The organism is Bernardetia sp. MNP-M8 (assembly GCF_037126285.1).
Lineage (GTDB): Bacteria > Bacteroidota > Bacteroidia > Cytophagales > Bernardetiaceae > Bernardetia.
The window spans coordinates 288,463-304,078 of record NZ_CP147012.1 but is presented as its reverse complement, the minus strand read 5'-3'; the positions used below and the strand labels follow the sequence as shown (position 1 = coordinate 304,078).

Sequence of the window (15,616 nt, the reverse complement as noted above, 5' to 3'; positions counted from 1 at the left end):
ACGGCTTTAGCCTCGTTGACAGTTAAAAATCATGAACAAAAACCAAAACCCTTTCTTACATTTTTTATTTAGCCGTCCTGTAGGTGTCTTGATGGCTATGTTGGGTATTTTGGTGTTGTCTTTAGTTGGTTTTTCGAATCTTCCAGTTTCGCTTTTGCCTAGTTTGGATGTTCCCGAATTAATTATTCAACTTGATTATCGTGGACATTCGCCCGAAGAAATCGAACAAACAATTTTGCGTCCTGTTCGGGAAAATATGCTTACATTGAATGGCTTAAAAAGAACAGAAAGTGAAGCCAGAAGCCAAATAGGTCAAGTTCGTTTGTATTTTGAATTTGGTACAGATATGACACTCGCTTATATTGATGCCAATGAAAAATTAGATAGGCTTTTGGGTTCGCTGCCAAAGGAATTGCCACGCCCAAGGATTATAAAAATCAGTACTGCCGATATTCCTATTTTGCATTTGCAGGTTGTACCCAAGAACCAAGAAAATCAAAATAATTTATTAGCTACTTCCGAATTAGTAGAAAAAGTAATCAAAAAACAATTAGAAGCCATAGAAGGCATTTCGCTAGTTGATGCAAATGGACTCAAAGAAAAACAAATTAGTATTTCTCCTAATCTAAAAAAATTACACGCTTTAGGACTTTCTGAAATTGATTTAATTACGAGTATCAAGTCGGCAAACCAAACACTTTCTTCTGTTTCGGTGAAAGAAGGACAGTATCGTTATTTTGTAAAAGTAGCCACTATTTTGGAAGATAAAAGCGATATTGAAAATTTGCCAATTCGATTGAATATAAACTCAAACCAAACCTCTAATTTCTCCAATCAGACTAATTCATTTTATTCTTCTATCAATAATCAGCCAAGAGGAACAATTATTTTATTAAAAGAAGTTGCCAAAATTGAAGTAGAAGAACCTACGCCACAAGGATTTCATTTATTCAATCAAAAAGAGGCTTTTGTCCTAACATTACACAAACAATCTCAAGCACAAATACAAGAACTCACTCCCAAAATAGACCAAACACTAGAAGATTTGAAACAAAATTTTCCAGAATTAGAATTTATCACTACTCAAAATCAAACAGTTTTATTAAATCTAGCTATCGATAATTTGAAAGGTAGTTTATTCATTGGTGGAATTTGTGTTTTTTTTGTTCTTTTTATTTTTATGGGAAACTGGCGTGTTCCTTTGATTATCGGCGTGAGTTTGCCTGTTTCGCTTATTTATGGATTTGGTTTGTTTTATGTTTTTGATGTTTCGATAAATGTAATTTCGCTTAGTGGAATGGCTTTGGGTTTGGGAATGCTTATCGATAATAGTATTATTGTTTTGGAAAATATTGAACAGTTTAGAAACAGAGGTTTTGAGATGAAAGAAGCTGTTGTTTTGGGAGTTCAGGAAGTGATTGCTCCTCTTGTAAGTTCTGTTTTGACTACGCTCTCCGTTTTTGTTCCTTTGATTTTTTTGAATGGTCTTTCAGGTGCGCTTTTTTATGACCAAGCCGTTTCAGCAGGGGCAGTTTTGTTTACTTCTTTGATTGTAGCTTTTTTGATGCTTCCTCATTTTTATTTAATTCTAAACAAAAGTAAAATTGAACCGTCAACGAGGTTTCCAACCGTCGTTGAGGATTTTGAGAAGACCTCAACGACGGCTTTAGCCTCGTTAACGGTTGAAAAAAATAAAGAAACCAAAATTTATAATTTCTTACTTTCATTCTATCAAAAAACATTTCTATTTTTAGAAAAAAACAAGCAACTATTTCTCTCTTTTTCTGTCTTTCTGATTATTTTGCCTATCTTTTTATTTTATCAATTAGAAATTGAAGGTGCACCGAAAATCAATAAAACAGATTGTTCACTTTTGATAGATTGGAATGAACCTATTGATGCAACTGAAAATAAAATCCGTTGTAAACAATTATTAGAAAATTTTTCAAATCAAATTACCTTTTCAGAATCAGATATTGGGCAAAAAAAGTATTTTCTTAAAAACGATAATTCTACACAAATACAAGCTAATTTATATTTATTCTTTGAAAGTCAAAAGCAAAAAGAAATTTCTCAAAATCAAATTTCAAAATGGATTTCTAAAACTTATCCAGCAACAACTTTTGAATTTCTGGCTGCTCCAGATGCGTTTTCACAACTTTTTGTTTCAGAAGAACCAAGTATAGAGTTGCGATTACGAACTACTACACAAAATCAAATTTTAGAATATGCTATTTTTGATTCAATTTTTAATCAAATAAATCTTGAAACCAATAATACAGCACAAAAAGGAAAAGGAACAAGTAGAGAAACCCTTGTTTTACTTGAAATAAATACAGAAAAGGCAGCTTTGTATGGATTTTCACAACAGGATATTTTAGAAAAACTAAAATACGAACTAGGCGAACTTGCAGTTACAGACCTTGTTTCTTTTGGACAAATTATTCCTATTCGTTTCAAAAAAACAAACAAAACGGTAGAAGAAATAATCAATGAAAGTAGTTTGAAGGTAAATACTATGGCATCAAATTTTAGTCAAAATAGTAGTTTGAATTCTTTTCAAAATAATACTCAAATCCCATTGCGTTTGTTCATTGATTTCAAAAAATCTAATTCTTACAATACTCTTACAGCCGATGAATTAGGAATTTATCAAAGCATTTTTTGGGGAAAAATAGAACATATAACATTAAACGACAAACAAAATAAGCAACAAGAAATTAGAAATGAAATGCTGGTTTCTTTTCCAAACCTTCAAACAAGCTGGAAAGGAACATATTTTAGTAATAAAGAAAGTCTAATTCAATTTATCTTTATTTTGAGTATTTCGATAGGACTTTTGTATTTTATTTTGGTAGCTCAATTCGAATCATTTTGGCAGCCTTTATTAGTCTTGCTTACCCTTCCTTTGGGAATTAGTGGTTCACTTTTGTTACTTATTTTTTCTCAAACGTCGCTTAATACCATGGCTGCTATCGGAATTATTGTGATGTTGGGAATAATGGTAAATGATGCAATTCTGAAAATTGATACGATAAATAGACTTAAAAAAGAAATGTCTTTATACGATGCTGTTCATGAAGCAGGAAAATTGCGTCTGAAGCCTATTTTAATGACTTCAATTACTACTATTTTGGCAGTTTTGCCTATTTTATTTTCAGAAGGATTAGGTGCAGACCTCCAAAAACCATTAGTTTGGGTAGTTGTGGGAGGTCTTTCAGTTGGAACAATTACGGCACTTTTTTTTATTCCAATGGCGTATTTTGAAATTGCTAAGTATCGAAACTAAATCGAAACCTTATAGGTTTAAAATGAAAAATGAATAATTTTTTATCTCCATTTCGGATTGTACTTTGCTTTTTAGTGTTCGCACTTTTAGGCATTTTTGTTATTCCTTTTTTGAAAGTAGAATTAAATCCTTCTCCCAAACTCCATTCATTGACAGTTCGTTTTTCTTTGTCTAATGCTTCTCCAGAAATACTTGAGAATCAAGCGACTGCACCGCTTGAAAATGCACTTTCTAGTATTACCCATCTCAAAGAAATTAATTCAGTTTCAAATTACAATCAAGGACAAATTACGCTCAAATTTGATAAAGAAACTGATTTACAACTCAAAAAATTTGAGGTTTCGATGCTCATTCGGCAGGTTTATCCAACTCTTATTTCTTCGCTTTCTTATCCTTTAGTTGAGGTTTCGGACGGACAAAACAAACAAGAAAAAATCCCTTCTCTCACTTATTCTATCAATGCTCCTTTTTCAGCTTTCGAAATCAAAAGCAAGCTGGAAAGCACAATAAAGCCTTATTTTTCGTCTATTTCAGAAATTGAAGAAGTAGAAATAAAAACACCTTCCAATCAAATCTTGAAAATAAAATATAATCAAGACAAACTAAATACCTATAATCTTAATGAACAAAGATTAAAACAAAAATTACAAACGCTTATAGAAACTAGTTATTTAGGTTTTTATTCTTCTACAAACAATTTCACTAATTTTTGGGTACAAGTTCCACCTTCTTTTTCTGTTTCTTATTTAAATAATCTTATTTTATCTCAAAAACCTCTTATTCGTTTTGCTGATGTTGCGACTTTTGATTTTGTAGAAGATATTCCAACTTCTTTTTATAGAATTAATGGACAAGATGCAATTACACTTTCGTTTTTTGTGCGTTCGGAATCGAATAAAATAAAGGTAGTCAATGAAATAAAATCAAAATTAGAAAGTCTAAATTTGCCAAAAGAATATCAAATTTTTAAAGAATATGACGAAACGGAATATTTAGAAAAAGAATTGGATAAGACCTACAAACGAGCTTTTTTGTCTGTTTTAATACTCTGTTTTTTTGTGCTTTTATTGGAGCGAAATATAAAGTATTTGTTTGTTTTGCTTTCTAGTTTGGTTGTCAATGTTTTGATTACTGCTTTATTTGCTTATTTTTTGAAGATAAATATTCATTTGTATTCTCTGGCTGGAATTGCTATTTCTTTCGGACTTATTTTGGACAATGCTATTGTGATGCTCAATGAATTGCATCATACTTCTAAAAATCAAACCAATTCTAAAACAAATAATTTGTTTTTAGCTCTCTTTGCAGCTTCTCTGACTACTATTTCAGCTCTTTTACTTGTTTTTTTCTTACCCAAAGAAGACCAAAAAAATCTGTTAGATTTTGCTTCTATTGTTGCTCTAACGATTTTTGTTTCTCTGCCTATTGCCCTTTGGTTTACGCCTTCTTTGTATTTACTTTTGTTTAAATCAAATTCTTTTCCTCTTGTTTCTTTTAATAAAAATAAAAGAAATTTCACAAAAAAGCGAATTACATTTTACTTTTTTAAAGGTTACATTTTTAGTATTGAATTTTTACAACGATTCAAAAAAACCGTTATTTTTGCTCTAATTCTTCTTTTTGGAACTCCTATTTTTCTTCTTCCTCCAAAAATTGATGAGAAACAAGATGAGATTACTTTTTATGGTAATTTGTATAACCAAACCATTGGTTCAAAACTCTATCAAGAAGAAATTAGACCTCATTCTGATGCTTATTTGGGTGGAATGTTACGACTTTTTGTGCGTTATGCGTATGAGAAATTTTCATATAGAGAAGCCGAACAAGTCCAGCTTTATGTCGAAGCCAAAATGCCAGAAGGAACTACTATTTTACAAATGAATGAAGCATTAAAGACAATAGAAGATTTTTTAAAATATGAAAAGAATGCAAATAAAAATGTAGAAAAATTTGTAACGCAGGTTTATACAAGGCAGGGGCGACTCATTATTTCTTTTTCTAAAAAACAGGAAAAGAGTAATTATCCCATTCAATTAAAAAACAAACTTATTGCTCGTTCGATTGATTTGGACGGTGTAAAATGGAATATTTATGGAGTAGGACATCAAGGTTTTTCAACTCCTGACCAAACAAAACTGACTTCTTTTAGAGTACAATTAAAAGGCTATAATTATCTGCAATTAGAACAAGAAGCTGACAAATTAGCGCAAAAATTACTTACTCACAAACGCATTCAAGAAGTAAATATTAATGAGAGACACTCTTACTTTGAAAAAACAGATAAAGTAATTTTCTTAAATCCTAGCCTCAATCAACTAGCTTATCAAAATCAAAGTATTTCTACTCTGATTAGTTTTTTAGAACAAAAAACTCCTTCTGCGTATTCAGAAATGTATTTGCTTTATCAAAATGGACTGATTCCTACCAAAATTGAAGATGATAAAGCAAATGATTTTTCATTGTATGACTTAAAAAATGGAAATTTAGAAAATAATAGTGATTCAAAAAATACACAGATTCCTTTTTCTACCTTTTCTACTCTCAAAACGCAAGTTTCGGCTAATTCCATTTATAAAAAAAACAGGCAGTATTTACGAATTGTGGGTTATGATTATTTTGGAAGTGAGCATTTTGGACAAACTCATTTAGAAAAAACCTTAGAAGAATTTAAACCCACTTTGCCCTTAGGTTACAGTTTCAAACAGCTTGAGAATAATTTTTATTCTTCTGAAAAAGCACAAAAACAGTATGGACTTTTAGGCATTTTGATGCTTTTGATTTTCTTCATTTGTAGCATTTTATTTGAAAGTCTTCGTCAAGCATTTTTGATTTTATGTGTTGTACCTCTTTCTTTTATTGGAATATTCATCACTTTCGGAGAGTTTCAAATTTATTTTGACCAAGGTGGTTATGCTTCTTTTGTGTTGGTGGGTGGGCTTTGTGTAAATGCGTCTATTTTTATTATCAATGATTATAATTTCCTTAAAAAACAGAAAAATAATCGAAACGCATTTTATAAAGCGACTTTCAAAAAAGTAGTTCCTATTTTATTGACTGTGATTTCTACTTTTTTGGGTCTAACTCCTTTTTTATGGGAAGGACAAAGTGAAATATTTTGGTTTTCTCTTGCAGCAGGAACAACTGGAGGACTTATTTTCTCCCTCTTCTGTGTGTTTTTTGTATTACCTATTTTTTTTATAGAAAAAGAAGAAAATAAAAGGTTTAGATAGATGATTGCTTTTGTCAAAATGGCTTTTTCTGACTAAATTACTCTTTATTATAAAAATAAATCCTCAACAACAGTCTTAACCTTGTTGATGGTTGTATAAAACTGTTTATGAAAAAATCTACAAAAAAAACGTTTCTATTCTCTTTTTCAATTATTGTCATTCTGTCTATTACTTTTTTTACTACAGGTTGTGTAAGCTGGTGGCAAGACTGGAATGCTCCCAAAACAATGCTTCAAAAACGAAAATTGATAGAATCTAGTTTGGTTTTGCTTCATAATAAAAATAATTACATTCCTCTGCAAAATCTTTCTAAAGATAGAAAAGCAGTTGTAAGCATTGCAAAAAAATCATTTTCTGTTTTTGAATCAACCATAAATTTGTATGCAGATTTTACGACTGTTCATATTGCTCCTTCTGAGGATTCTTTAAAATTGGCTGCCGATTTTCAGAGTTTGGATAATTTTAATGAAATTGTTTTTTTGATAGGAAAAAATGAAAAACAAGATTCTATCTCTAGTTTTATAGCTCGTCAAATTGCTGTTTTAGCTTCTGCAAAACCTGTTTCTGTGGTTGTTTTTGAGAATAGAAATTTTATAGAAAGAAATCAAAATGAACTCTTAATTACAAATGCACTTCTTTTTTGCCCTGTTTATAATTCAATTTCGGAAGAATTATCCGCTCAGCTTATTTGTGGTGGAGTAGCTGCACACGGAATTTTGGAAAATGAAATTCTACCTAGTTTCAGACAAGAAACAGGAATATTCACAAAAAAAAATAGACTAAAATATACAATTCCAGAAGAAGTAGGAATAAAATCGCAGGATTTGCAGCTTATAGATACGCTAGTTTTGGAGGCAATGAACGCTAAAGCAATGCCAAGCGCACAAGTTTTGGTAGCTGTAAAAGGAAATGTTATTTATCAAAAAGCTTATGGTTTTCATACCTACGATTCTGTTACAAAAGCCGAAAAAAGTGATATTTATGATTTGGCTTCTGTTACCAAAATTTTGGCTTCAACGGCTGCTTATATGGCTATTTATGATCAAAATCGTTTGCCTTTAGATTCTACTTTATCGTATTTTTTGCCGTTTTTTGAAGGAACAAATAAAGATACGCTAGTTTTGAAAGATATTCTGACACACCAAGCGCAACTCACACCTTTCATTGATTTTGGACACAAAGAAACACGAAATCATAAAGTTTATCCAAGAGAAATTTTTAGAACTCAAAAAGAAAAAGGATTTGAAACGCAATTATCAGATAATCTTTTTATAAAGACAGATTATTACAAAGAGAATATGCTCAAAATTATTGGAGATTCGAAGCTGTTGCCTACAAAAGAGTATAAATACAGCGATTTGGGTTTTGTTTTAGCTCCTGAAATTATAGAAAGACTTGTACAACAAGAGTTTAGTAATTTCCTTCAAACACATTTCTATAAACCTTTATCTGCTCCTACACTTACTTTCAATCCACTAGAAAAATTCTCAAGAAGCCGAATTGTTCCGACAGAAAGAGATTCTCTTTTTAGAAATACATTGGTTTGGGGAAATGTTCATGACGAAGCTGCTGCTATGCGTGGAGGTGTTTCAGGTCATGCAGGACTTTTTGGAAATGCCAATGATGTAGCTAAAATTTTACAGCTATTTTTGAATGGAGGAAGTTACGGAGAAACTACTTTTTTCAAGCCAACTACAATTGCAGAGTTTACACGTTGTCAGTTTTGTGAGGATGGAAACCGAAGAGGATTAGGTTTTGATAAACCACTTTTAGAATGGAGTCCGAATGGAAATACAGCAAAAGATGCCTCTGCGCTGAGTTATGGGCATTTTGGTTTTACAGGAACAATGGTGTGGGTTGATCCTGCAACTGAAATGATTTTTGTTTTTCTGTCTAATAGAGTTTATCCCACAAGAGAAAGCAAAATGCTCATGAACCTTAATACTAGAACGAGAATACAACAAGTGATTTATGATGCAATGAAAAATTAGGAAGTAAAAAAACTCTTTTCTAAATACGAGCAATTCTCTTGTACATAATTTGAGTTATTTATAATTTTATATCAAATCATAATTCTATGAAAGATAACTTTTCTCAGCACTCTAAAAGTTACTCTATTTATCGTCCTTCTTATCCAAAAGAAGTTTTTGAAATTATCTATTCTTATTTGGATAAAAAACAAAATGCTTGGGATTGTGGGACTGGAAATGGACAGGTAGCTGATAAGTTGGCACAAGATTTTGAAAAGGTGTTTGCTACAGATATAAGTCAGAATCAAATCAAAAATGCTGTTCAAAAAGAAAACATAGTTTATTCCATCGAACAGGCAGAAAACTCTTCTTTTAAATCTGATTTTTTTGATTTAATTATTGTAGCACAGGCTATTCATTGGTTTGATTTTAATAAATTTTATCAAGAAGTAAGCAGAACACTCAAAAAAGAAGGAGTTTTTGTAGTTTTAGGATATGGCAAGTTAGAAGTTAATGAAAAAATTGATGCCATCATTAACAAATTGTATTATGATATTTTGGGTAAATACTGGGATAAAGAAAGAAAATACATTGATGAAAGTTATCAAACAATTCCTTTTCCTTTTAAAGAAGTAGAGCAGAAAAAAAATAAGAAATTATTTAATGAGCTAGAATGGACATTAGAAAACTTGATAGGATATCTGAATACATGGTCGGCTGTAAAACATTATAACAATCAAAATTCAAGTAATTTAAAAAATGATGCCATAGAAATAATTTATCAAGATTTAGAAAATGCATGGAAAGGTAAAGAAGTCAGAACAGTGAAATTTCCAATATTATTGAGAATAGGCACAATTACAAATAAATAACTTCTTAAAAGTCAGATGCTTACATTTTTGTCATAAATAATCAATGATTTATAATCAAAAAGGGAACTTTAAGAGAGGCTAAAAGGGTTGAGATTGCATAATTACAGCAGAAATTTTAAAAATAGATTAATTCTAGTATTAAAAAATTACAATAAACTTTTAATTTTTAGTCTAATAAAAAGCCGTTTTTGGTGTAATTATAGAACACTTGAAAGTAAATGAAGAAAAATATCAAAAAAAATGTTAAATTTTGAGTTTTTCATGTGCATTTTTTGAGTTTTTAGCGTCTTATATATAGATGACAAAAAAAATAAAGGAAATGCTAAATGCAACCAAAACATAACTTTTTGAGTCTTCTAATTATAAGGACTATAACACAGTTCACTTACTTATTCTTAAAAAATACAACTATTAAATTCTACTTATCATGACAACCACAATCTTAACTTGGGTAAAGCCATAATTACTTAGCGAATCATTTGGTTTTTTTATAAAAATACAAAAAGCCTTATAGATTCTAAACCTTCTAAACTACCATACAATTTATGAAACAAATTTTATGCGTATTGCCTCTACATATTGAATCAAATAACTAACTACTTCTTAGATTTTTACAATTTTTGAAGTAGTTTTTTTATGTTTAAATTATTGGTATTTGAGCCAGTTAAGATAAGCCCATAAAAAAACCATTTCTTATACAAACAAGAAATGGTATTTTAATTTATGATAAGCGAAAATGAAACAAAACTGTAGTTGGCGCAAAAAATTGATAAGTCAATAGATAATTAAAAATTACAAACTGAAAAGATAAAACTACAATTACATTCACATTTCCGACGAAATGGCAAGTTTGCCTTACACTATTAAGACCCAACGAATCATAAAAGGGTTGCACAAAGCTATGTTTTTTCCTGAAAAAATCAAAATAAGTGTTTTGAAACCTTTAATTTGTCTATAAACCGAGTGATTTTAGAAAGGCTTCTTGTTTTGGCTCTCTTTTTAGAAAACTCTTAATTTGGCTCATTTCATCTTCACTTCCACCTTTAGAAAGGACTTTATCTACATACATTTTACCTACTTTTGGATTTAATAATCCTGCCTTTTCAAATACAGAAAACATGTCTTCAGCATATACTTTTGCCCATAGATAGCCATAATATCCTGCTGCATAGCCCATTAAATGACCAAAGCCTGAAGGAAAATCAGTTTCTTCTACTGGTGGAGTAAGTGTAATTTGTCGTTGAAGTGTATTGAATAATTCGTTTGGAGATGCATCTACAAGGGGATCATACGTATCGTGTAAAGTAAGATCAAATGTTCCATATAAAATTTGTTGAAGAGTAAACAAACCCGAACCTACATTTTTTGCAGCCACCATCTTATCGAAGAGTTCTTTTGGCAACACTTCTCCTGTTTTGTGATGAAGTGCAAATTCTTTCAAAATGTCATAATCCCACGCCCAGTTTTCGAAAAGTTGTGAAGGAACTTCTACAAAATCTCTCGCTACATTTGTTCCTGCAAATGCTGCTAAAGGAGATTGTGTAAGAAGCTGATGCAAACCATGACCAAACTCATGAAAAACAGTTGTTACTTGGTCGTGTGAAAGAAGCGAAGGAGAATCAGACGTAGAAGGAGGAAAATTACAAACTAATGCTGTATGAGGAGTTTGGTATCCTCTCTCAGTCTCTCTACCTGAAACCAAACCAAAACAAGCTGCATGACTGTATTTATTAGGTCTTGGATACAAATCCAAATACATTTTTCCAACAACTTTATTCTTTTTTCGCACTTCATATACAATTACATCCTCATGCCAAACAGAATGATGATACATTTTGATAAAATCAATTCCGAAAAGATTTTTACAAATATTAAAAATTCCTTTAAAAACATTGTTTAACTCAAAATATTGTTTGACTTCTTCTGAATTGAGATTGTAGTTTTTCTCCAAAAGAATATTGTTATAATAACCTGTTTCCCAGCCTTGTAACTCTTCTTTTCCTTCTGCTATACTTAGAAGTTCCTTGTAGTCTTTTTCTGCTTTAGGTTTTACTTTTTTTGTTAGTTCTTCTTCAAAACTCCAAACAGTATCAGGCGTTTTTGCCATTCTTTCTTCAATGACATATTGAGCATAGGTTTTGTAGCCCAATAGGTTTGCCATTTGCTTGCGTAGAGCTATTGTTTTGATAAGAACTCCTGTATTTTTTGGATTTCCTCTATTCAGATATTTTATATATAGTTCTTTACGATATTTTTCATTTTTTGCATAGCGCATAAATGGACGATAAGAAGGAGAATCTAATGTAATTTTATACATTCCATTTTCCATTCTATGACGATTTTTGTAGTCTTCTGGAAGTCCTTCTATATCATCTTCTGAAATAATAATCTGATCTTGATGCTCTGCAATATTTCTTGAAAACTCATTAGAAAGGTCAGATAACTGGTCTTTCATGGTTCGTAATATATCTCTATCTTGTTGGACAAGCGCAAAACCATTGCGTTCGAATTCTCCAACGGTTTCTTTTATAAACTTCTTTTTATATCCTTTTAGCCAACGAGCATCATCAGATTGACTATATTTTTTGATAGCTTTATATAATTCTTCATTAAGGGAAAGACTGTTTCCGTATCTTTGCAATACTTGTACGCTCTGATTGGCTTGTTTATATACCTTTTCATCAGAAGAAGTATGTGCTAAAAGAAAAATAATTCCTGAAATACTGCTTAATTTGTGGGTTAGTTCATCCCATTTTTCCATTTTCATTTCGAAAGTCTGAGTATCGCCTCCCAAAATAACAGCTAAGGTAGCATCAGATTTGCGAATGATTTTGTCAGTAATATATCGAATGCTTTTGGCATCAATTTCTTCAAAATTGGGGGAAGAATAAAAAAACTCAAAATAAGACTCCATAGAAGATTGTTGTAATTGAAATAGTTTGTTTTAATAATATTTTCAAATTATGTAGCAGTGTTTAGTAAACTGATTAAATAATTTTGTGCCACTATTTAACATTTTTATAAGTAAGTATGTTTTTAATTAATTTTACAGTTAATTTTTAATTTAAAAAATCCTATATTAAAAACCATTTTTCAATGATTTTGCTTGTAGATAGTGTGTTTTTTGGGTTAAATCTTTGAACGTTAATATACAATTATTCATATTTTAAACTCATAACTCATTTATTCTTTCTTTTTATTTAAAAACACTACTTAAATGAATTGTCTAGTAAAAGTACGCCAAAAAAATTAATTTAGTATACTGATTAACCAATAAAACACACATTTGTAATTTATTTTTATATTTATCGTCTTTAAACCGTTGTTTTTTTGTTGTATGGCGATTAAAAATCACTCAGTTATTACATTATACTTTTTATTTTCTTAAAACTCATAAAAAACACAGATGGCTCTTAATCGAATTTGGATAGGTTTTTTTCTCATTGCTTTTATCTTTGCAATCTTTCAGCTTTTTAATGGAGATATAGAAGTTTTCTCTAAGATTACCAATAGCACGTTTGAAAGTGCAAAAACTGGTTTTGAAATTTCTCTTTATCTGACAGGGGCAATGGCTCTGTGGTTAGGAATTATGAAAATAGGTGAGCAAGCTGGAGCAATTGAAGTATTGGCAAAATTGGTTAGTCCACTTTTTAGACATCTTTTTCCAGAAGTTCCCAAAAATCATGGTGCTGTGGGGGCAATGTTAATGAATTTTTCAGCTAATATGTTAGGTTTGGATAATGCAGCTACACCTCTAGGATTAAAAGCAATGGAAGAACTACAATCCCTTAATCCAAAACCTGAAACAGCTAGTAATGCACAAATTATGTTTTTGGTGTTGAATACTTCTGGACTGACTATTATTCCTGTTTCTGTTATGGTATATAGAGCGCAGGCAGGTGCAGTTAATCCTGCTGAAATATTTGTTCCTATATTGATAGCCACTTTTTTTGCTACATTAGCTGGTATTTTGGCTGTCGGAATTAAACAGAAACTCAATCTCTTACACCCTGTCGTTATTGCTTATTTGGGAGGACTTACTGCTTTCATTTCAATCATCACTTGGTTTTTTAGCACATTGCCACAAGAAAAAATTAGTCTGTATTCTTCTGTTGCAAGTAATTTTATTTTATTTGGTGTAATGGTCAGTTTTATTGCTTGGGCTGCTTTTAAGAAAGTAAACGTCTATGAAACCTTTATTGAAGGCGCAAAAGAAGGTTTTTCGATTGCCATAAAAGTAATTCCTTATTTGGTTGCTATGCTTGTGGCTATTGGCGTTTTTCGTGCTTCGGGTGCAATGGACATGCTAATTTCTGCTGTAAGTTGGTTTATTTCTCTTTTTGGTTTTGATACACAATTTGTAAAAGCTCTTCCTGTTGCTATTATGAAGCCTCTTAGTGGAAGTGGTGCAAGAGGACTTATGATTGATGCTTTTACTACTTACGGAGTAGATTCTTTTGTTGGAAAAGTAGCTGCAACACTTCAAGGCTCAACGGATACTACATTTTATGTTTTGGCAGTTTATTTTGGTGCTGTCAATATCAAAAATACAAGATATGCTGTTAGTTGTGGTCTGATTGCCGATGGGGTGGGAATAATTGCTGCTATTCTGCTTAGTTATTTGTTTTTTGCTTAGCAAAGTTTAGCTGCATATTTAGTTTTTCAAAACTTAATACAATACTTCCTTACACAATGATTCGAATAAATTTGTATTTATTTCAATAGAATTTAAAAATTAACTTTGAGCTTTTCTTGTGCAAATCATTTGTCGTTTAAGTCTTATGATTTAGAAAAGCCAATATACTTATTCTTCATCTTCCCAAACGGCAAGGCATTTTTTGTCTTGCCAAAATTTCTCTAAAGTCATTTTAGGATTCAAAACTACTTTTATGGTCAATGGACTCAAACGAACACTTATTTTGTGAGAAGATTCTCCAAATGTTCCAATATCTACCACTTCATTTCCTTTTAACTCCAAATTATTTCTATTCAAATAACTCATAATAGCAGGAACTTGTAAATCTACTCCTCCAGTAGCTTTTGCATGTGGATTTTCTAAAAGTTTGGCAGTTTGTATCAATTCCTCCAAATCATTAGGATTGTTTTCAAAATGCTGTTCGTAGCTTTTATAATAAATACTTTCTAGCGCATCTTCTTGTGAAACAAACTCGCCATCAATTACATAACCTATCAGCCAATTATCACCATATTTTTTATCCCATTCTCTCTGTCTTTTTTGTCTTTGTTTGAGATTTCCTGCTTTTCCAATTTTTTGTTCTACAATTTTCCAACTCATTGATAGTTTATTTTTTTTTGATAGAAAATGATTGTAGTTAGGAAACTGTTTTTTTGGTGGGAAAGGTTCAAATAAAAATCAATTCAAAATTTCTAGAATTTTCTCATCTGTTTCTCTTGCTTTCCATTTTTCTAAAATATCAAGAGCAAGAACATCATTTGGTTTTATTTCTAAATACATTTTGAGAGAATGAGCTTTCAATGGTTTTGTAAATTCAAACTTTTTAGAGTACTTCCCTTCCTTAACTCGCTTTTCTGAAATAACAACATCAAGGAAATAATAACAGTAATTATTTACTAATGGATTATTTTGTTCATACAAATCTTTGATAAGATAAAAACTACGTAAATAAGCCCAGTTATTATCTTTCACTATACTGCGAGTAATTAATCTAGAAAGTAATGAGATGACTAGAGGTTTATCTCTTAGAGCTGAAAGATATTTCATGTAAATGTGTCCATACGAACCAAACTTACCTTTCTTTTCAAAAGCCTTTTCAATAAATTCAATATTCTCTACCTCGTCAAAAAAATCTGGATACTTTACTAATACTTTCATTGCTTCTATAGAATACCAGATATGACACTCCTCAATTATACTTTTAAGTTTATCAACATGATTTTCTATTTGAGACACTCCAATCAGTTCAAAGGTAGCTTTTACCCAAGCATATTCCCAATTCTGACCAGAGGTATATTTATCTAATTTTTCTTTTATAGAAACAGGACATTTTTGTGGATTATCATAAATATTAAAAAGGTGTGATTCCCATTTTCTCTTAAACTTTACTGTTTCATCTACTTTAATATCTTCTAGTATTCCTTCTGAATTATCAATCATTGAAGTAATTGTCTTTTCAATATTACGATAAGTTCTATAAAAAATAAAGCGAACAAGTAATTGAATAATTCTTTTCATAGTCTGTTTTGGAGTTTTAGAAAACATCAATTTACTGCTAA

General features: G+C 30.7%; 8 protein-coding genes. 5 read left to right on the top strand and 3 right to left on the bottom strand.

Annotation, left to right across the window (positions count from 1 at the left end):
- Positions 1-31 precede the first annotated feature (31 nt).
- The 4 genes from V9L04_RS01275 (at position 32) to V9L04_RS01260 (ending at position 9,361) form a co-directional block, all read left to right on the top strand.
- Positions 32-3,289: an efflux RND transporter permease subunit gene (locus V9L04_RS01275; protein ID WP_338792249.1), complete on the top strand. Its 3,258-nt coding sequence runs from the start codon at positions 32-34 to the stop codon at positions 3,287-3,289.
- A gap of 29 nt (positions 3,290-3,318) precedes the next feature.
- The gene (locus V9L04_RS01270) at positions 3,319-6,519 is read left to right on the top strand and encodes an efflux RND transporter permease subunit (protein WP_338792248.1); all 3,201 of its coding nucleotides are present in this window, start codon (positions 3,319-3,321) and stop codon (positions 6,517-6,519) included.
- A gap of 107 nt (positions 6,520-6,626) precedes the next feature.
- Positions 6,627-8,510, top strand: a complete 1,884-nt coding sequence (locus tag V9L04_RS01265) for a serine hydrolase (protein ID WP_338792247.1) — start codon at positions 6,627-6,629, stop codon at positions 8,508-8,510.
- Positions 8,511-8,596: 86 nt separating this feature from the next.
- Entirely contained in the window at positions 8,597-9,361 is a 765-nt protein-coding gene (locus V9L04_RS01260; protein ID WP_338792246.1) for a class I SAM-dependent methyltransferase, read from the top strand.
- A 952-nt stretch (positions 9,362-10,313) separates the two neighbouring features.
- On the opposite strand, the gene V9L04_RS01255 is transcribed toward V9L04_RS01260, so the two are convergent.
- Complete coding sequence (locus tag V9L04_RS01255) at positions 10,314-12,275, bottom strand: M3 family metallopeptidase (RefSeq protein WP_338792244.1); 1,962 nt, start codon at positions 12,273-12,275, stop codon at positions 10,314-10,316.
- A gap of 492 nt (positions 12,276-12,767) precedes the next feature.
- Between V9L04_RS01255 and V9L04_RS01250 the strand changes: the two genes are divergently transcribed.
- Positions 12,768-13,997: a nucleoside recognition domain-containing protein gene (locus V9L04_RS01250; RefSeq protein ID WP_338792243.1), complete on the top strand. Its 1,230-nt coding sequence runs from the start codon at positions 12,768-12,770 to the stop codon at positions 13,995-13,997.
- Positions 13,998-14,165: 168 nt separating this feature from the next.
- Here V9L04_RS01250 and V9L04_RS01245 read toward each other — a convergent pair whose 3' ends face one another.
- Together V9L04_RS01245 and V9L04_RS01240 are read right to left on the bottom strand one after the other, a co-directional pair.
- Positions 14,166-14,657: a hypothetical protein gene (locus tag V9L04_RS01245; protein ID WP_338792242.1), complete on the bottom strand. Its 492-nt coding sequence runs from the start codon at positions 14,655-14,657 to the stop codon at positions 14,166-14,168.
- A 78-nt stretch (positions 14,658-14,735) separates the two neighbouring features.
- The gene (locus V9L04_RS01240; RefSeq protein WP_338792241.1) at positions 14,736-15,575 is read right to left on the bottom strand and encodes a hypothetical protein; all 840 of its coding nucleotides are present in this window, start codon (positions 15,573-15,575) and stop codon (positions 14,736-14,738) included.
- Positions 15,576-15,616: the final 41 nt, after the last annotated feature.